The organism is Enterobacter sp. SLBN-59, assembly GCF_024807915.1.
Lineage (GTDB): Bacteria > Pseudomonadota > Gammaproteobacteria > Enterobacterales > Enterobacteriaceae > Enterobacter > Enterobacter asburiae_B.
Map to the genome: position 1 here is coordinate 2,246,841 of NZ_JANUFI010000001.1, position 19,080 is coordinate 2,265,920.

The 19,080-nt window shown below is 55.5% G+C and carries 14 protein-coding genes; 7 read left to right on the forward strand and 7 right to left on the reverse strand.

Translation table 11 applies throughout. The annotated features are described in order from the left end of the window. Window positions 1-89: 89 nt before the first annotated feature. Entirely contained in the window at window positions 90-1,658 is a 1,569-nt protein-coding gene (cueO, locus tag M2422_RS10780) for a multicopper oxidase CueO (protein WP_064673247.1), read from the reverse strand. 145 nt (window positions 1,659-1,803) lie between these two features. Between cueO and M2422_RS10785 the strand changes: the two genes are divergently transcribed. The 3 genes from M2422_RS10785 to speD all read left to right on the forward strand — a co-directional run bounded on the left by M2422_RS10785 (window position 1,804) and on the right by speD (window position 3,932). Beyond that, window positions 1,804-2,151, forward strand: a complete 348-nt coding sequence (locus tag M2422_RS10785; RefSeq protein WP_014882582.1) for a YacC family pilotin-like protein — start codon at window positions 1,804-1,806, stop codon at window positions 2,149-2,151. 116 nt (window positions 2,152-2,267) lie between these two features. After that, window positions 2,268-3,137, forward strand: a complete 870-nt coding sequence (speE, locus tag M2422_RS10790; RefSeq protein WP_023310424.1) for a polyamine aminopropyltransferase — start codon at window positions 2,268-2,270, stop codon at window positions 3,135-3,137. Then, complete coding sequence (gene speD / locus M2422_RS10795) at window positions 3,138-3,932, forward strand: adenosylmethionine decarboxylase (protein WP_032649781.1); 795 nt, start codon at window positions 3,138-3,140, stop codon at window positions 3,930-3,932. Between the two features lie 31 nt (window positions 3,933-3,963). Here speD and yacL read toward each other — a convergent pair whose 3' ends face one another. Both yacL and acnB read right to left on the reverse strand, forming a co-directional pair. After that, window positions 3,964-4,326 (reverse strand): protein YacL, encoded by a 363-nt coding sequence (gene yacL / locus M2422_RS10800; protein ID WP_023310423.1) that lies wholly within the window; start codon window positions 4,324-4,326, stop codon window positions 3,964-3,966. A 190-nt stretch (window positions 4,327-4,516) separates the two neighbouring features. After that, entirely contained in the window at window positions 4,517-7,114 is a 2,598-nt protein-coding gene (gene acnB / locus M2422_RS10805; protein WP_064673246.1) for a bifunctional aconitate hydratase 2/2-methylisocitrate dehydratase, read from the reverse strand. 399 nt (window positions 7,115-7,513) lie between these two features. On the opposite strand from acnB, the gene M2422_RS10810 reads away from it, so the two are divergent. Both M2422_RS10810 and M2422_RS10815 read left to right on the forward strand, forming a co-directional pair. Beyond that, window positions 7,514-9,070 carry a DUF3300 domain-containing protein gene (locus M2422_RS10810; protein ID WP_064673245.1) on the forward strand — a complete coding sequence of 519 codons (1,557 nt, stop codon included), beginning with the start codon at window positions 7,514-7,516 and terminating at the stop codon, window positions 9,068-9,070. A gap of 10 nt (window positions 9,071-9,080) precedes the next feature. Continuing rightward, the gene (locus tag M2422_RS10815; protein ID WP_064673268.1) at window positions 9,081-9,872 is read left to right on the forward strand and encodes a DUF2950 family protein; all 792 of its coding nucleotides are present in this window, start codon (window positions 9,081-9,083) and stop codon (window positions 9,870-9,872) included. A 53-nt stretch (window positions 9,873-9,925) separates the two neighbouring features. Here M2422_RS10815 and lpdA read toward each other — a convergent pair whose 3' ends face one another. The 4 genes from lpdA to pdhR all read right to left on the reverse strand — a co-directional run bounded on the left by lpdA (window position 9,926) and on the right by pdhR (window position 17,108). After that, window positions 9,926-11,350: a dihydrolipoyl dehydrogenase gene (gene lpdA / locus M2422_RS10820; protein ID WP_003856313.1), complete on the reverse strand. Its 1,425-nt coding sequence runs from the start codon at window positions 11,348-11,350 to the stop codon at window positions 9,926-9,928. Between the two features lie 175 nt (window positions 11,351-11,525). Beyond that, window positions 11,526-13,421 carry a pyruvate dehydrogenase complex dihydrolipoyllysine-residue acetyltransferase gene (aceF, locus tag M2422_RS10825; RefSeq protein ID WP_064673244.1) on the reverse strand — a complete coding sequence of 632 codons (1,896 nt, stop codon included), beginning with the start codon at window positions 13,419-13,421 and terminating at the stop codon, window positions 11,526-11,528. Between the two features lie 14 nt (window positions 13,422-13,435). Beyond that, window positions 13,436-16,099 carry a pyruvate dehydrogenase (acetyl-transferring), homodimeric type gene (gene aceE, locus M2422_RS10830; protein WP_023310418.1) on the reverse strand — a complete coding sequence of 888 codons (2,664 nt, stop codon included), beginning with the start codon at window positions 16,097-16,099 and terminating at the stop codon, window positions 13,436-13,438. A 244-nt stretch (window positions 16,100-16,343) separates the two neighbouring features. After that, entirely contained in the window at window positions 16,344-17,108 is a 765-nt protein-coding gene (pdhR, locus tag M2422_RS10835) for a pyruvate dehydrogenase complex transcriptional repressor PdhR (RefSeq protein ID WP_008501960.1), read from the reverse strand. 263 nt (window positions 17,109-17,371) lie between these two features. Here pdhR and M2422_RS10840 point away from each other — a divergent pair, with 263 nt between their 5' ends. Both M2422_RS10840 and aroP read left to right on the forward strand, forming a co-directional pair. Then, on the forward strand, window positions 17,372-17,599 hold the full coding sequence (locus M2422_RS10840; RefSeq protein WP_080934400.1) for a hypothetical protein: 228 nt from the start codon (window positions 17,372-17,374) through the stop codon (window positions 17,597-17,599). 46 nt (window positions 17,600-17,645) lie between these two features. Continuing rightward, the gene (gene aroP / locus M2422_RS10845; RefSeq protein ID WP_259140712.1) at window positions 17,646-19,016 is read left to right on the forward strand and encodes an aromatic amino acid transporter AroP; all 1,371 of its coding nucleotides are present in this window, start codon (window positions 17,646-17,648) and stop codon (window positions 19,014-19,016) included. The last annotated feature ends 64 nt before the right edge of the window (window positions 19,017-19,080 follow it).

Sequence of the window (19,080 nt, forward strand, 5' to 3'; positions counted from 1 at the left end):
TCGGTTGCCGTTTTTGTGTTTGTTCCCTCTCCCTGTGGGAGAGGGTCAGGGTGAGGGCATCAGGCCGCACCTGCGACCACCCGGCTTTTTTATACCGTGAACCCCAGCATCATCCCCGTATCCTCATGCTCCAGCAGGTGGCAGTGCGCCATATAGGCAAACTCCTTCGGCGCCTCGTGGTCAAACTTCACCAGCACCTCGCTGACGCCGCCTTCCACTCTCACCGTATCTTTCCAGCCCGCGCGATGCGCATCCGGCGCTTTGCCGTTCTCTGTGAGAATGCGGAACTGGGTGCCGTGGATATGGAACGGGTGCAGCATCATGTCCCCTTCGCCTGAAATCACCCAGCGCTCGAGCTGACCTTTTGTCGCTGCAAACATCGGCGTGTTCATGTCGAACGCTTTGCCGTTGATCATGTTGGCGTTGTGGAAATCAAAGCCATGGTCGCCGTGATTCATATTCCCCATGCCGCCCATTTTGCCGTGGTCCATATTCATGTGGCCCATCATCTGGCCGTGCTGCATCCCCGCCATCGCCTTATCGCCATATTTCGCCATCAGCGCCTGCATGCCCATCATATCGAGCATCGGGTTCATGGAGAGCTGCAGCTTGCGCTGCGTAAGCCCCTCCAGCGACGGGAGGGCTGGCAGGGTGGTTAACGTATCAGGCAGCGTGCCGGATGCGGCCACCAGCAGCGGCTGAATACGCAGCACCGGATGCGGCTTATCAAACGGTGCGACCGCCATCCCCATCTGGCTCACCGGCAGCGTCACGAGGTCAAACGGCTTACCGTCGCTGATATCCACCAGCACCTCAAAGCGTTCGCCCATGAGCATCGGCAGCTCGCTCACCTTCACCGGCTCCGGCAGCAGGCCGCCGTCGCTGGCTACCACATACAGCGGGCGTTTATCGCTGGCGGCGAAATTCAGCGAGCGCGCGTTACAGCCGTTGAGCAGGCGCAGGCGCAGCCAGCCTTTCGGCGCGGCATGCTGAGGGTAAATGGCGCCGTTGGTCAGCAACGTGTCGCCAAACCAGCCTACCGCCGCGCTCATCACGTCCAGCTGGTAGTCAATTTGCCCGTCAGCGTTGAATTTCTTGTCCTGCACAATCACCGGTACGTCGTCGATGCCCCACTGTTTCGGCAGGCGCAGCAGGCGGCTTTCGTCGTCTTCAATCAGCACCAGCCCCGCCAGCCCCATCGCCACCTGATGGCCCGTTTTGCCATGCTGATGCGGATGGAACCAGCAGGTCGCCGCGCGCTGATCGGGCGTAAAGGTCACGCTGCGCGTACCGCCCGCTTTGATGATGCCCTGCGGCCCGCCGTCCACCTCGCCCGGCACTTCCAGCCCGTGCCAGTGCAGCGTCGTCTCTTCGACGAGCGTGTTGTGGATATCCACCGTCACCGCTTTCCCTTTACGTAGCTGAAGCGCCGGACCGAGCAAATTGCCGTTATAGCCCCACGTCGTGGCGTTGTGCTCGCCGAACGTCGTTTGACCGGCCTGAACCACAAGCTGGATACGGCTGCGGGCGTCAGCGGTCAGTAAGTCAGGAATGGGTAAGGCAGGCCTGTCGGCCGCGAAAACCGCGCGGCTCCAGAGAGGTAATGCGCTGGCAGCCCCCAGCACAGCGGAATATTTTAAAAAATCACGACGTTGCATGTTCATTTCCTTATTTCCAGCAGGCGATCTTTTGAGCATAAACCCTCCCCTTACCGGAAGGTCAAGTAAAGCGGCAATAATAAAGATCGTCGCACCGGCATCAAGTATGCTAACGTTAATTTTCCGTGAAGAAGTGGTAGAAGCAATGAAGACGTTTTTCAGGACAATTTTGTTCGGAAGCCTGATGGCAATGTGTGCGAACAGCTATGCGCTAAGTGAAAATGAAGCGGAAGATATGGCCGATTTAACGGCGGTTTTTGTATTCCTGAAAAATGATTGTGGCTACCAGAATTTACCCAACGGGCAGATTCGCCGCGCGCTGGTCTTTTTTGCCCAGCAAAACCAGTGGGATCTCAGCAACTACGACAGCTTCGACATGAAGGCCCTCGGCGAAGACAGCTACCGTGACTTGAGCGGTATTGGTATTCCCACTGCCAAAAAATGTAAAGCGCTGGCTCGCGACTCACTCAGCCTGCTCGCCTACGTCAAATAACCTTCCCGACGCCCCCCTGTTGAACCTATAGCCGTGCAACCACGGTTATAGTTAGCTATCATGTTTCGCTCATTTTTTGTGAGCGTAACGGATGTTAACAAAGGAGGAGTCCGCGTATGGCCGACCACACGTTGTGGCATGAAACACTGCATGACCAGTTTGGTCAGTACTTTGCCGTTGATAACGTGCTCTATCATGAGAAAACCGATCACCAGGATCTCATCATCTTCGAAAACGCCGCCTTTGGCCGCGTGATGGCGCTGGACGGCGTCGTGCAAACGACCGAGCGCGACGAGTTTATCTATCACGAAATGATGACCCACGTTCCGCTGCTGGCGCACGGTCACGCGAAGCATGTCCTGATTATCGGCGGCGGCGACGGCGCAATGCTGCGTGAAGTGTCCCGCCATCGTTCCATTGAAACCATCACCATGGTGGAAATCGATGCGGGCGTCGTCTCTTTCTGCCGCCAGTATCTGCCCAACCACAATGCCGGTAGCTATGACGATCCGCGCTTTAGCCTGGTGATTGACGACGGCGTTAACTTTGTTAACCAGACCTCGCAGACCTTTGACGTCATTATCTCCGACTGCACCGACCCAATCGGCCCCGGCGCGTCGCTGTTTACCTCCTCCTTCTACGAAGGCTGCAAGCGCTGCCTGAACCCGGGCGGGATCTTCGTCGCACAAAATGGCGTCTGCTTCCTGCAGCAGGATGAAGCGCTCGACAGCCATCGTAAGCTGAGTACCTATTTCGATGACGTCAGCTTCTATCAGGCGGCCATTCCGACGTACTACGGCGGGATCATGACCTTTGCCTGGGCGACGGATAACGACGTGCTGCGCCATCTCTCTACCGAAATTATTCAGGCCCGCTTCCATCAGGCCGGTCTTCAGTGCCGATACTACAATCCGGCTATCCATACCGCAGCATTTGCTCTGCCGCAGTACCTGCAGGACGCATTATCCACTAAGGGGGTGAGCTAATTGAAAAAGCTTAAACTGCATGGCTTTAACAACCTGACGAAAAGCCTGAGTTTTTGTATTTACGATATCTGCTATGCCAAAACAGCGGAAGAACGCGATGGTTACATCGCCTATATCGACGAACTCTACAACGCCAACCGTCTGACCGAGATCCTGTCAGAAACCTGTTCCATTATCGGCGCAAACATCCTGAACATCGCCCGACAGGATTATGAACCTCAGGGCGCCAGCGTGACTATTCTGGTCAGCGAAGAGCCGGTCGACCCGAAGCTTATCGACAAAACTGAACATCCGGGCCCGCTGCCGGAAGTGGTCGTGGCCCACCTGGATAAAAGCCATATCTGCGTGCACACCTACCCGGAGAGTCACCCGGAAGGCGGGCTGTGCACGTTCCGCGCCGATATTGAAGTGTCGACCTGCGGCGTGATTTCCCCGCTGAACGCACTGAACTATTTAATCCACCAGCTGGAATCGGACATCGTCACCATTGATTATCGCGTGCGTGGTTTTACCCGCGATATCAACGGCATGAAGCATTTCATCGACCACGAGATCAACTCCATCCAGAACTTTATGTCCGAGGACATGAAATCGCTGTACGACATGATGGACGTGAACGTGTATCAGGAAAATATCTTCCATACCAAGATGTTACTTAAGGAATTCGACCTTAAGCACTATATGTTCCACACGAAGCCGGAAGATTTGAGCGAAGAAGAGCGTAAGGCGATTACTGACCTGCTCTGGAAAGAGATGCGCGAGATTTACTACGGCCGCAATATTCCGGCCGTGTAAGAGCAAGCCGGAGCAGGGATGCTCCGGGCTGTTATTTCTGTTTCATAAAGTCGCGGTAGGCATTTACCACCTGAAGGAAATCCTCTACGCCGCACATCGACAGGCTTTCTTCGTCATAGTAGCTCATCCCCTCTTCCATCTCGTCACCTGAAAACTCGAGCTGGTTGGCACGCACCATGACCTCTTCACCGTCCATCCACAGCGTATATTCATGCCCGGCGCGCTGCCAGGATCGTTCACTGCCTTTCACCGTATTTGCCGCCTGTTCAACCTCATCAAGAAGTGCGAGATTTTCTTTCACCTCTTCGTTAAACCAGTGTCCAACGGCTTCGTGGCCCATCGACATACGCACTTTCACCACTCCAGTGATGTCGCGCAGAAATTCGTAATCCATAGTGTTTTCCTCTGCAAAGCCATTACGGTAATTATCGCAGCAGCGAGGAAGAAAAAAAGCGTGAGAGGTGGGAGGAATGAAAATAAAAAGGTGAGAGCAAGACCCTGCGGCCTGATGCCCTCACCCCGCCCCTCTCCCACGGGAGAGGGTGCAAACACTAAAAACCGTCTCATGGAGACGGTTTTGCTGTTTATACCGCCGTCTGGAAGATAACCCCGTCGGCCTTCTCGGTGTACTGAGAAAGCTGGTCGAAGTTCAGATAGCGATAGGTATCCACCGCGGTCTTATCCACCTGAGCCACAAAGGTCTGGTACTCTTCCGGCGTTGGCAGTTTGCCAATCAGCGCCGCAACCGCCGCCAGCTCCGCAGAGGCCAGGAAGACGTTCGCACCGGTACCTAAACGGTTCGGGAAGTTACGGGTAGAGGTGGAAACCACCGTCGCACCGTCGGCTACGCGCGCCTGGTTGCCCATACACAGGGAACAGCCAGGGATTTCGATACGCGCCCCGCTCTTACCAAACACGCTGTAGTAGCCCTCTTCGGTCAGCTGAGCCGCGTCCATACGGGTTGGCGGCGCCACCCACAGACGGGTTGGCAGCTGGCCTTTGTGGGTATCCAGCAGCTTACCGGCAGCACGGAAGTGACCGATGTTGGTCATACAGGATCCGATGAACACTTCGTCGATCTTCTCGCCCTGAACCTCAGACAGCGGACGCGCGTCGTCCGGATCGTTCGGCGCACACAGGATTGGCTCTTTGATATCCGCCAGATCGATGTCGATCACCGCCGCGTACTCTGCGTCAGCATCGGCTTCCAGCAGCTGCGGATCGGCCAGCCATTTTTCCATGCCCTGGATACGACGCTCCAGCGTACGACGGTCGCCGTAGCCTTCTGCAATCATCCACTTCAGCAGCACGATGTTGGAGGTCAGATACTCAATAATCGGCTCTTTGTTCAGCTTGATGGTACAGCCAGCCGCAGAGCGCTCGGCGGAAGCATCGGTCAGCTCGAACGCCTGCTCCACTTTCAGATCCGGCAGACCTTCAATTTCCAGAATGCGGCCAGAGAAGATGTTTTTCTTCCCTTTCTTCTCAACGGTCAGCAGGCCCTGTTTAATCGCATACAGCGGGATCGCGTGAACCAGGTCGCGCAGGGTAATACCCGGCTGCATTTTACCTTTGAAGCGCACCAGCACCGATTCCGGCATATCCAGCGGCATCACGCCGGTCGCAGCAGCAAACGCCACCAGACCGGAGCCCGCCGGGAAGGAGATACCGATTGGGAAACGGGTATGGGAGTCACCGCCGGTACCGACGGTATCCGGCAGCAGCATGCGGTTCAGCCAGGAGTGGATTACGCCGTCACCCGGACGCAGGGAAACGCCGCCGCGGTTCATGATGAAGTCTGGCAGCGTGTGGTGCGTGGTCACGTCAACCGGCTTCGGATAGGCCGCCGTGTGGCAGAAAGACTGCATCACCAGATCAGAAGAGAAGCCCAGGCACGCCAGGTCTTTCAGTTCGTCACGGGTCATTGGGCCAGTGGTGTCCTGAGAGCCCACGGAGGTCATCTTAGGCTCGCAGTACGCGCCAGGACGAATACCGGCTACGCCGCACGCGCGGCCCACCATTTTCTGCGCCAGCGAATAACCGCGGTTGCTTTCAGCAACGTCTTTCGCCTGACGGAAAACGTCAGAGTGCGGCAGACCCAGCGCTTCACGCGCTTTGGTAGTCAGACCACGACCGATGATCAGCGGGATACGGCCACCGGCACGCACTTCGTCGATCAGCACGTCGGTTTTCAGCTCGAAGCTTGCCAGCAGCTCGTTGGTCTCGTGGTTGCGCACTTCGCCTTTGTACGGGTAAACGTCAATCACGTCGCCCATGTTCAGGTTAGAAACGTCCACTTCGATCGGCAGGGCGCCCGCATCTTCCATGGTGTTGAAGAAGATTGGCGCAATTTTGCCGCCGAGGCACAGGCCGCCGCCGCGCTTGTTCGGCACGTGCGGAATGTCGTCGCCCATGAACCACAGCACGGAGTTGGTTGCGGACTTACGGGAAGAACCGGTACCCACAACGTCACCCACATAGGCCAGCGGGAACCCTTTTTTCTGCAGGGCTTCGATCTGTTTGATCGGGCCGACGCTGCCCGGCTGATCCGGCTCAATACCTTCACGGGCGTTTTTCAGCATCGCCAGGGCGTGCAGAGGGATATCCGGGCGAGACCACGCGTCCGGTGCCGGAGAGAGGTCATCGGTGTTGGTTTCACCGGTCACTTTAAAGACGGTAACGGTGATTTTTTCAGCCAGGGCTGGACGGTTCAGGAACCATTCGGCATCAGCCCAGGACTGCATCACCTGCTTCGCATAGATGTTGCCCGCTTTGGCTTTTTCTTCCACATCGTAGAAGTTATCGAACATCAGCAGCGTGGAAGAGAGCGCTTTAGCGGCAATCGGTGCCAGCTTGTCGTTATCCAGCGCGTCAATCAGCGGATGAATGTTGTAACCACCCTGCATGGTGCCGAGCAGTTCAATGGCTTTTTCAGGAGTAACCAGTGGGGAGGTGGCTTCGCCTTTGGCGATAGCAGCAAGGAATCCGGCTTTTACGTAGGCAGCTTCATCTACGCCAGGCGGTACGCGGTTGATCAGCAGATCTAACAGGAATTCTTCTTCGCCCTTAGGCGGGTTCTTCAGCAGCTCGACGAGCGCGGCCATTTGGGTTGCATCTAAAGGTTTGGGTACAATTCCCTCGGCGGCACGTTCTGCTACGTGCTTACGGTATTCTTCTAGCACGACGGTTCTCCTCGCTCTCATTGTCATATGCGGCGGGCGTTCTCTTCACGCTCCTGTGAGACAGCAGTTTGTAGGGTAAATGCCCGATACCGCGTCGGGCAGCATAGCAGGATTTCTGCACAGTGTTAATCCGTTTACAAAAAAGCAACATTAAAAAATTTGCTGAATCGTTAAGCATGGTGTAGCGGGGATTCAGGGCATCTTTTTGCGGTATCTTCGGCACCGTGACGCTTCAGTTTTTTCTTCATCAGATATAATTGTGTAATAAATACTCACACTCTTTATCCGGACGTACCGGACGCTTCCCAATAAAAGTCAAAACAGTAAAAGACGGGTGAATAATACTCACGCCAACCGTAACGCCTCACGGCACAGCGCTTGTCTCGTTGGAGTCATTTTATGAAGTTGCCCTTTAAGCCACATCTGCTCGTCCTTCTGTGCAGTGCCGGGCTGTTTGCCGCCTCGGGCGTCATGTTTGTCAAAGGCCGCGCCACGGAGCCCGCTGCGCCGACTCCCGTCGCACAACAACCGGCTGCACCAGCGCCTGCCGCAGCCCAGCCCGCACCTGTTGTCGCGCCAGCCTACACTGCCGCGCAAATCGATCAATGGGTTGCTCCCATCGCGCTCTACCCGGATGCCCTGCTGTCGCAAATTTTAATGGCGTCGACCTATCCGGCCAACGTGATCCAGGCGGCGCAGTGGTCCAAAGACAACCCTAAAATGGAAGGGGATGCCGCGATTCAGGCCGTTGCCAGCCAGCCCTGGGATCCCAGCGTAAAATCGCTGGTCGCGTTTCCTCAGCTTATGTCCCTGATGGGTGAAAACCCGCCGTGGGTACAAAATCTGGGTGATGCGTTTCTCGCGCAGCCGAAGGACGTGATGGATTCCGTACAGCGCCTGCGCGCGCTGGCGCAGAAGACCGGCGCTTTACAATCCACGCCCCAGCAGACGGTCACCACCGTGACTAAACCGGCGCCAGCGAAAACCAGCACCGCCGAGGCGACGACCGCCACGACGTCCGCGCCCGCCCCAACGGTAATCAAAATTGAATCTGCCGATCCGCAGGTTGTTTACGTCCCGACCTATAACCCCAATACGGTTTATGGGACCTGGCCAAACGCCGCTTATCCGCCCACCTATCTCCCGCCTACGCCCGGGGAGCAGTTTGGCAACAGCTTCGTAAACGGTTTAGGCTTCAGCCTGGGCGTCGCCACAACCTATGCCATCTTCAGCAACATCGACTGGGATGATGACGATGACTGGGATCATCACCATGGCGACTGGGATAATCACGGCGGCTATAACCGCAACGGCGATAACAATATCAATATCAACGTTGAGAACTTCAATAAAATCAGCGGACAGCGCCTGACGGACACCAACCGCACCTGGCAGCACAACCCGGCCTATCGGGAAGGCGTGCCCTATCCGACTAACCAGCTCAACACTCGCTTCCACTCCACCAACGCGGCGACAGGGCTCAGCTCAACGCAGCAAAAACCGGTTAACCGCGATAGCCAGCGTCAGGCCGCGCTAAGCCAGATGGAGAAATCCACGGGTAAAACCTTCCCCCAAACGGCGCGCTCCGGAACGAAAGACGTGCAGCGTCAGGCCTCAGGTGAACAGCTGAAGCAGATTTCACAGCGCAATAACTACCGCGGCTACGACACTAAACCGCAGACGGCGAAGCGGAGCACCGCGCAGCAGCGAGAAAATCGCCAGACCAACGCGCAGAGACAAGAGAAGCGGGCTTCGCAGCCCGCGCAGCAACGCTCTCTCCAGCAGCGAAGCAGCCAGCCCCGGGCCAATGCGCTGAGCGGTAACGACAGCCGCTCGGCGAACTGGCAGGCGCAGCAGCAGCGCGGTGCGCAAAGCAGACAGCTCGCTGCGCGCCAGCAGCAGCCACGTCAGGCGTCTGGTGGACGTGCTGAACGCCGTGAAATTCGACATCGCTAAGGGAACCGACATGAAACGTAAACTACTCAGCGGAATGGTGTTATTTATGCTTTCGGCCTCGGTGATGGCGCAGCAGTCTTTTAGCACACCCGCTCAGGCAACCGATGCGCTGACCAAAGCCATCCGTGAGCAAAACGAGAGCGCGATGACCAACCTGCTTGGAGAGAACTGGCGCGATTTTCTGCCGCCTGAGGGCGTTGATCCGGATGCTGTCGATCGCTTCCTGCGCGACTGGAACGTCCGTCATACCACGGTTGTCGAAGGAGATACGGCACACCTGGTTGTCGGAGACAGCGGCTGGCAGCTTCCCATCCCGGTGATCAAAACCTCGGCAGGCTGGCAGTTCGACATCAAAGAAGGGGCAGAAGAGATCCTGACCCGCGAAATCGGGCGTAACGAGCTCGCCGCCATTGAAGCCTTACATGCCTATGTTGATGCGCAGCAAAGCTATTTTGCGATGAACCAGAAATACGCGCAGAAGATTGTCAGCTCGAAAGGCAAAAAAGACGGTTTGTACTGGCCAGCCTCGCCCGGCGAAGCGCCCAGCCCGCTCGGCCCGGCATTTAGTCCGAAAGAGCCAGGTACCGGCTATCACGGCTATCGCTTCCGCATCCTGCCGGATAATCACGGTTTCGCGATGGTGGCCTGGCCGGTCAGCTACGGTCAGACGGGCGTCATGAGCTTTGTGATAAACCAGGACGACAAGGTGTACCAGTCCGATCTCGGCAGCGATTCAGAGCAGAAAGCCCGGGCGCTAGCCGCCTATAGCCCTGATAAAACCTGGCAGCCTGTGGCCCCCTGAACGCAGCGCATAAAAAAAGCGGCCATTGGCCGCTTTTTTTCATCTGAAGAAACTTATTTCTTCTTCGCTTTCGCGTTTGGCAGGTCAGTGATGCTGCCTTCAAACACTTCTGCCGCCAGGCCCACGGACTCGTGCAGAGTCGGGTGAGCGTGGATGGTCAGCGCGATGTCTTCAGCGTCACAGCCCATTTCGATAGCCAGACCGATTTCACCCAGCAGCTCGCCGCCGTTGGTACCGACAATCGCACCACCGATGACGCGGTGAGTCTCTTTGTCGAAGATCAGTTTGGTCATACCGTCAGCGCAGTCGGAAGCGATAGCACGGCCAGAAGCAGCCCACGGGAAGGTGGCGGTTTCGTAGCTGATGCCTTTCTCTTTCGCTTCTTTCTCAGTCAGACCGACCCATGCCACTTCTGGCTCGGTGTACGCGATAGATGGAATGACTTTCGGATCGAAGTAGTGCTTCATGCCGGCGATAACTTCAGCGGCAACGTGACCTTCGTGGACACCTTTGTGCGCCAGCATTGGCTGACCGACGATATCGCCGATAGCAAAGATGTGCGGCACGTTAGTGCGCAGCTGCTTGTCAACGCGGATAAAGCCACGGTCGTCCACTTCCACGCCAGCTTTGCCCGCGTCGAGGTTTTTACCGTTCGGCACACGGCCGATAGCCACCAGCACGGCGTCGTAACGCTGTGGTTCGGATGGGGCTTTTTTGCCTTCCATGGAAACGTAAATACCGTCTTCTTTCGCTTCAACGGCAGTCACTTTGGTTTCCAGCATCAGGTTGAATTTCTTGCTGATGCGTTTGGTGAAGACTTTAACGATGTCTTTGTCGGCAGCCGGGATAACCTGGTCGAACATTTCAACCACGTCGATCTCTGAACCCAGCGCATGGTACACGGTACCCATTTCCAGACCGATGATACCGCCGCCCATGACCAGCAGACGCTTAGGAACGGTTTTCAGCTCCAGCGCATCGGTGGAATCCCACACGCGTGGATCTTCATGCGGAATGAATGGCAGTTCGATTGGGCGAGAGCCTGCCGCGATGATCGCGTTGTCGAAGTTGATCACGGTTTTGCCGTTTTCGCCTTCCACTTCCAGGGTGTTCGCACCGGTGAATTTACCCAGACCGTTTACCACTTTCACTTTACGGCCTTTGGCCATACCCGCCAGACCGCCGGTCAGCTGAGTGATAACTTTCTCTTTCCAGGTACGAATTTTGTCGATATCGGTTTTCGGCTCGCCGAAGACGATACCGTGTTCAGCCAGCGCTTTGGCTTCTTCGATAACTTTCGCTACGTGCAGCAGCGCTTTAGAAGGGATACAGCCGACGTTCAGACAAACACCGCCGAGGGTGCTGTAACGTTCTACGATGACGGTTTCCAGACCTAAATCCGCTGCACGGAATGCTGCGGAGTAACCTGCCGGGCCTGCCCCAAGTACTACGACCTGAGTTTTGATTTCTGTGCTCATCATGACCTCTTAATTTATACCCGTCGTCCACCGGGTCGTTCTATCCGCCCGCAGTTTACAAAATTGTTAACAATTTTGAAACAACAAACGGCTCACGAATTGTCGCTTTCGCCAATAACCTCACAAACACCATGAGATTATCAGAAAAAAGCCGGCCGACTGGCCGGCTTTTCGATTACATCACCAGGCGGCGAATGTCGCTCAGCATGTTGTTGATGATGGTGATGAAGCGCGCACCATCAGCACCGTCGATCACGCGGTGGTCGAAGGAAAGAGAGATTGGCATCATCAGACGCGGCACGAACTCTTTGCCATTCCACACCGGCTCCATCGCGGACTTGGACACACCGAGGATAGCCACTTCCGGCGCGTTAACGATCGGCGCGAAGTGGGTGGTACCCAGGCCGCCGATGCTGGAGATAGTGAAGCAGCCGCCCTGCATTTCGCCGGCAGTCAGCTTACCATCACGCGCTTTCTTGGAGATCACGGTCAGTTCACGGGACAGCTCAGTGATGCTCTTCTTGTTCACGTCTTTGAAGACCGGAACAACCAGACCATTTGGCGTATCAACCGCAACACCGATATTGATGTATTTCTTCAGCGTCAGCTTCTGGCCGTCTTCGGACAGGGAGCTGTTGAAGCGTGGCATCTGCTCAAGGGCAGCGGCAACGGCTTTCATGATGAAGACCACTGGGGTGAATTTCACGTCCAGTTTGCGCTTCTCAGCTTCAGCGTTCTGCTGTTTACGGAACGCTTCCAGATCGGTGATATCGGTTTTGTCGAAGTGCGTAACGTGCGGGATCATCACCCAGTTACGGCTCAGGTTAGCACCAGAGATTTTCTGGATGCGGCCCAGCTCCACTTCTTCGATTTCGCCGAACTTGCTGAAGTCCACTTTCGGCCATGGCAGCATGCCCGGGATACCGCCACCGGCGGCTGCAGCTGGTGCAGCTTCGGCGCGTTTCACCGCGTCTTTCACGTAGGTCTGAACGTCTTCGCGCAGGATACGACCCTTACGGCCGGTTCCTTTCACTTTCGCCAGGTTCACACCGAATTCGCGCGCCAGGCGACGAATCAGTGGGGTAGCGTGGACGTAAGCGTCGTTTTCAGCGAACTCAGATTTTTCTACTTTAGCAGCAGGGGCAGCGGCTGGTTTAGCAGCCTGAGCCGGTGCAGCAGCCGGTGCTGGAGCAGCCGCGGCAGCCGGAGCTGCGGCAGGCGCAGCGCCTTCCACTTCGAAGACCATGATCAGAGAGCCGGTAGACACTTTGTCGCCGGTGCTGATCTTAATCTCTTTAACGGTACCCGCGAACGGCGCTGGCACTTCCATAGAAGCTTTGTCGCCTTCAACGGTGATCAGTGACTGTTCAGCGGCAACTTTGTCGCCCACTTTCACCATCACTTCGGTCACTTCAACTTCGTCACCGCCGATGTCCGGTACGTTAACGTCTTTCGCGCCGCCAGCAGCTGCTGGTGCAGCAGCCGGAGCCGGAGCAGCGGCCTGCGCAGGCGCGGCAGCGCCTTCTGCACCCGCCACTTCGAAGACCATGATCAGGGAGCCGGTAGACACTTTATCGCCGGTGTTGATCTTGATTTCTTTAACGGTACCCGCGAACGGAGCCGGCACTTCCATAGAGGCTTTGTCGCCTTCTACGGTGATCAGTGACTGCTCGGCCGCAACGGTGTCGCCCACTTTCACCAGGATTTCAGTGACTTCAACTTCGTCACCGCCGATGTCAGGCACGTTCACTTCTTTCGCGCTCGCGGCAGCTGCTGGAGCAGCGGCGGCCGGAGCGGCTTTCTTCTCTTCCTGCGCAGGTGCAGCAGCTGCTGCACCGTCGGCGGAATCGAAAATCATGATCAGTTTGCCGGTCTCGGTTTTATCGCCAACAGAGACTTTGATCTCTTTAACGATGCCAGCCTGAGGAGACGGGACTTCCATAGAGGCTTTATCGCCTTCTACGGTGATCAGCGACTGTTCAGCTTCAACTTTGTCGCCTACTTTGACCAGGATCTCGGTGATTTCAACTTCATCAGCCCCGATGTCCGGTACATTGATTTCGATAGCCATTATTCTTTTACCTCTTACGCCAGACGCGGGTTAACTTTTTCTGCATCGATGTTGAATTTGGTGATTGCGTCCGCAACCACTTTCTTATCGATTTCGCCACGTTTAGCCAGTTCGCCCAGTGCTGCTACAACCACGTAAGAAGCATCAACTTCGAAGTGGTGACGCAGGTTTTCGCGGCTGTCAGAACGACCGAAGCCGTCAGTACCCAGTACGCGATAATCATCAGCTGGAACGTAAGTACGAACCTGCTCAGCGAACAGTTTCATATAGTCAGTAGACGCCACCGCTGGCGCGTCGTTCATCACCTGAGCGATGTACGGAACGCGTGGAGTTTCCAGTGGGTGCAGCATGTTCCAGCGCTCACAATCCTGGCCATCACGCGCCAGTTCGGTGAAGGAGGTCACAGAGTACACGTCGGAACCCACGCCGTAGTCTTTCGCCAGAATCTGCGCTGCTTCACGTACGTGACGCAGGATAGAGCCGGAGCCCAGCAGCTGAACTTTACCTTTGCTACCTTCGATGGTTTCGAGTTTGTAGATACCTTTACGGATACCTTCCTCGGCACCTGCTGGCATTGCCGGCATGTGGTAGTTTTCGTTCAGGGTGGTGATGTAGTAGTAAATGTTCTCTTGCGCTTCACCGTACATGCGCTGCAGACCGTCATGCATGATGACTGCCACTTCGTATGCGTAAGACGGATCGTAAGAGATACAGTTAGGGATAGTCAGAGACTGAATGTGGCTGTGGCCATCTTCGTGCTGCAGACCTTCACCGTTCAGAGTCGTACGACCGGAGGTACCGCCTACCAGGAAGCCGCGAGCCTGCTGGTCGCCTGCCTGCCAGCACAGGTCACCGATACGCTGGAACCCGAACATGGAGTAGTAGATGTAGAACGGGATCATCGGCAGGTTGTTGGTGCTGTAAGAGGTCGCAGCAGCCAGCCAGGATGCGCCTGCGCCCAGCTCGTTGATACCTTCCTGCAGGATCTGACCTTTCTCGTCTTCTTTGTAGTATGCAACCTGCTCACGGTCCTGCGGGGTGTACTGCTGGCCGTTCGGGCTGTAGATACCGATCTGACGGAACAGACCTTCCATACCGAAAGTACGCGCTTCGTCGGCGATGATTGGAACCAGACGATCTTTGATCGACTTGTTCTTCAGCATCACGTTCAGGGCACGAACGAAAGCGATAGTGGTGGAGATCTCTTTGTTCTGCTCTTCCAGCAGCTGAGAGAAGTCTTCCAGCGCTGGCAGTTCCAGCTTCTCGGTGAAGTTAGGCTGACGAGCTGGCAGGTAGCCTTTCAGCGCCTGACGACGTTCGTGCAGGTACTTGTGCTCTTCAGACCCTTCCGGGAAGGTGATGTAAGACAGGTTTTCTACCTGCTCATCGGTCACTGGAACGTTGAAACGGTCGCGGATATAACGCACGCCGTCCATGTTCATTTTCTTAACCTGGTGAGCGATGTTTTTACCTTCTGCGGTATCACCCATGCCGTAACCTTTGATGGTATGGGCCAGGATTACAGTCGCTTTACCTTTGGTTTCACGCGCTTTTTTCAGTGCAGCGTAGACTTTCTTCGGATCGTGACCACCGCGGTTCAGAGCCCAGATCTGCTCATCAGTCCAGTCTGCAACCAGTGCTGCGGTTTCAGGGTATTTGCCGAAGAAGTGCTCACGAACGTAGGCACCGTCTTTGGATTTGAAGGTCTGGTAGTCACCGTCAACGGTTTCGTTCATCAGCTGGATCAGCTTACCGCTGGTGTCTTTACGCAGCAGCTCATCCCAACGACCGCCCCACATGACTTTGATCACGTTCCAGCCAGCACCAGCGAAGATGCCTTCCAGTTCGTTGATGATCTTGCCGTTACCGGTTACCGGACCATCCAGACGCTGCAGGTTACAGTTGATGATGAAGCACAGGTTGTCCAGCTTCTCACGGGTAGCGATGGTGATCGCACCTTTGGATTCTGGCTCATCCATTTCGCCGTCGCCCAGGAAGGCGTAAACGGTCTGCTCAGAGGTGTCTTTCAGACCACGGTGTTCCAGGTATTTCAGGAATTTAGCCTGATAGATCGCACCGATTGGGCCCAGACCCATAGATACGGTCGGGAACTGCCAGAATTCAGGCATCAGTTTAGGGTGCGGGTAAGAAGACAGACCTTTACCGTGAACTTCCTGACGGAAGTTGTTCATCTGCTCTTCAGTCAGACGACCTTCCAGGAATGCACGTGCATAGATGCCCGGAGAGATGTGGCCCTGGAAGTACACCAGATCGCCGCCGTCTTTCTCGTTCGCTGCACGGAAGAAGTGGTTGAAGCACACTTCGTAAACGGTCGCAGAAGACTGGAAGGACGCCATGTGGCCACCCAGTTCCAGGTCTTTCTTGGATGCGCGCAGAACGGTCATGATGGCGTTCCAGCGGATTGCAGAACGGATACGACGTTCCAGATCCAGATTGCCCGGGTATTCCGGTTCGTCTTCGACGGCAATCGTGTTTACGTAGTTGCTAGCCCCTGCACCTGAAGCAACCTTCACACCGCCTTTGCGGGCTTCAGAAAGCAGCTGATCAATCAGATACTGAGCGCGCTCAACACCTTCTTCACGGATGACCGATTCGATCGCCTGTAGCCAGTCGCGAGTTTCGATCGGATCCACGTCATTTTGGAGACGTTCTGACATGGGGGTATTCCTTATCTATCTAATACGTTGATTTGTCTGGAACCTGTCCCATTGTGCTCTTTGTTCTTAATATTTCGGGTTATCTCTTTGTTGGCTGCGCTTTCTCACCCCGGTCACATAGTTCGCTATGCTCCCGGGGATTCGCGCGCTTGCCGCCGCGATATAACCCGAACTATTTGAACAACCAAAAGCACAATAAGACAGGTTCTGCGTTTAGTTGCCGCGCTCTAAAAGTACCTGGCGCTTAATCCTTTCGTTGCTGTATGCGGCGTAATGAACGTTCGCGACGCGATTGTTCACGGCTGCGGTCCAGCAAGATTTCCTCAATGAAAGCCAGATGTCGGTGCGACGCTTCGCGCGCCTGCTCCGGTTCCCCGGCCATTATCGCCTCGAATACTCGGGTGCGATGGTTGCTTACCAGTGGGAGCATGTCCCGACGGGCATACAACAATTCAAAATTCTGACGAACGTTCTGGGCCAGCATCGGCTCCATGCAGCGTAGCAGATGGAGGAGCACCACGTTGTGGGCCGCTTCGGTGACGGCGATTTGATACTGGACGACGGCGCTGGACTCGGCGTCTAGATCGCCGGACTGCTGTGCCCGTTCAATGGCCTGATGCAGTTCGCGGATACGCACGCGATCTTCATCAGTGCTGCGAAGGGCGGCGTAATAGGCCGCAATACCTTCAAGCGCGTGACGGGTCTCAAGCAGGTCAAACTGGGATTCTGGGTGGTCAGAGAGAAGTTCTACCAGCGGATCGCTGAAGCTCTGCCACAGGCTGTTTTGCACAAAGGTTCCGCCGCCCTGGCGACGAAGCAGCAAGCCCTTTGCTTCGAGACGCTGAATCGCCTCACGCAGAGAGGGACGTGAAACGTCGAACTGTTTTGCCAGCTCGCGTTCTGGCGGAAGTTTCTCACCCGGGCGCAGAGTCCCTTCGAGGATTAAAAACTCCAGCTGCTGCTCAATCACATCAGATAGTTTTGGTTGGCGAATTTTGCTGTAGGCCATATTCCCTGTCTTACGCCTTTTTGCCCGGAGTCAATTGGTCTTACCAATTTCTATTTCGTATCGCTAAAGTAACAAAGTATTCACCTTCTGTCCATATTGGTTTTGATTGAAATCAGTAAACCCTGCACATTTTAACAACCTTACAGAAATAACGTTTCAGAAATGTAACTTTGCACAAATGAGTTGATTACTCCTTAAGAGGGAGTTTTAACCATAATGAAACGAGGGTTTTTGCAATCTGAAGCGATTCAACAAGGCAAATAATGAAAATTCGCCCACTTACGGAGCATTTCTATTCTATAGGTTGGGTTAGGAAGAATGAGCGGGCCGATTTACAAATGCTTTCTTTTTATTCAAGTCGTCATCACCCCTTCATAAAGCAGGTGCATTCGCAGGCGCTTACCACTATTCTTGCGCTTACGGAAGTCATGTCCGCTTTTTTCGGTCTCGTTAACCGTAAAGAAATAAATACAGAATATGGATTTTCATAATTACACACGCACAGCGTGAACATAACAACCACACACGAGGTTTCAAATGGAAGCTCAACAGCACGGCGATCAGCTAAAGCGCGGGCTTAAAAACCGCCATATACAGCTGATCGCACTGGGCGGTGCGATTGGTACCGGCCTGTTTCTGGGCAGCGCATCCGTTATCCAGTCAGCCGGTCCCGGCATTATTTTGGGTTACGCGATTGCCGGCTTTATTGCCTTTCTGATTATGCGCCAGCTGGGTGAAATGGTCGTTGAAGAGCCGGTCGCAGGCTCCTTCAGCCACTTTGCCTATAAATACTGGGGCAGCTTTGCCGGTTTCGCCTCGGGCTGGAACTACTGGGTGCTGTACGTTCTGGTTGCCATGGCCGAACTTACCGCCGTCGGGAAATACATTCAGTTCTGGTATCCCGAGATCCCAACCTGGGCCTCCGCAGCGGCTTTCTTCGTCATTATTAACGCCATTAACCTGACCAACGTAAAAGTGTTCGGTGAGATGGAGTTCTGGTTCGCTATCATCAAGGTCATTGCCGTTGTGGCGATGATTATCTTCGGCGGCTGGCTGCTGTTCAGCGGCAACGGCGGCCCGCAGGCAACCGTGCGCAACCTCTGGGAACAGGGCGGCTTCCTGCCTCACGGCATGACCGGTCTGGTGATGATGATGGCCATCATCATGTTCTCCTTCGGCGGCCTGGAGCTGGTGGGCATCACCGCTGCTGAAGCCGACAACCCGGAGCAGAGCATTCCAAAAGCCACTAACCAGGTTATCTACCGCATTCTGATCTTCTATGTGGGCTCGCTGGCCGTGCTGCTCTCCCTGCTGCCGTGGACGCGCGTGACCGCCGACACCAGCCCGTTTGTGCTGATCTTCCACGAGCTGGGCGATACCTTTGTAGCAAACGCACTCAACGTGGTTGTTCTGACAGCAGCGCTCTCCGTTTACAACAGCTGCGTATACTGCAACAGCCGTATGCTGTTCGGCCTGGCCCAGCAGGGCAACGCGCCTAAAGCGCTGCTCAACGTCGATAAACGCGGCGTGCCGGTAAACACAATTCTGGTTTCGGCGGTTGTGACCGCGCTGTGCGTGCTCATTAACTACATGGCTCCGGAATCGGCGTTTGGCCTGCTGATGGCGCTGGTGGTCTCTGCCCTGGTCATCAACTGGGCGATGATCAGCCTGGCGCACATGAAGTTCCGCCGCGCCAAGCAGCAGCAGGGCGTCACCCCCCGCTTCCCTGCCCTGCTCTATCCGCTGGGCAACTGGGTGTGCCTGGTGTTCATGGCGGCCGTGCTGGTGATCATGCTGATCACGCCGGGTATGGCGATTTCCGTCTACCTGATCCCGGTCTGGATTGCGATCCTTGGCGTGGGCTATCTCTTCAGCCAGAAAAGCCGTAATGCCATGAAAGCACACTAAGCCTCTCTCCGCGGCGCCTGCTTTTGCGGGTGCCGCGCGTTGTTACCTCCCTCACACTTTCACG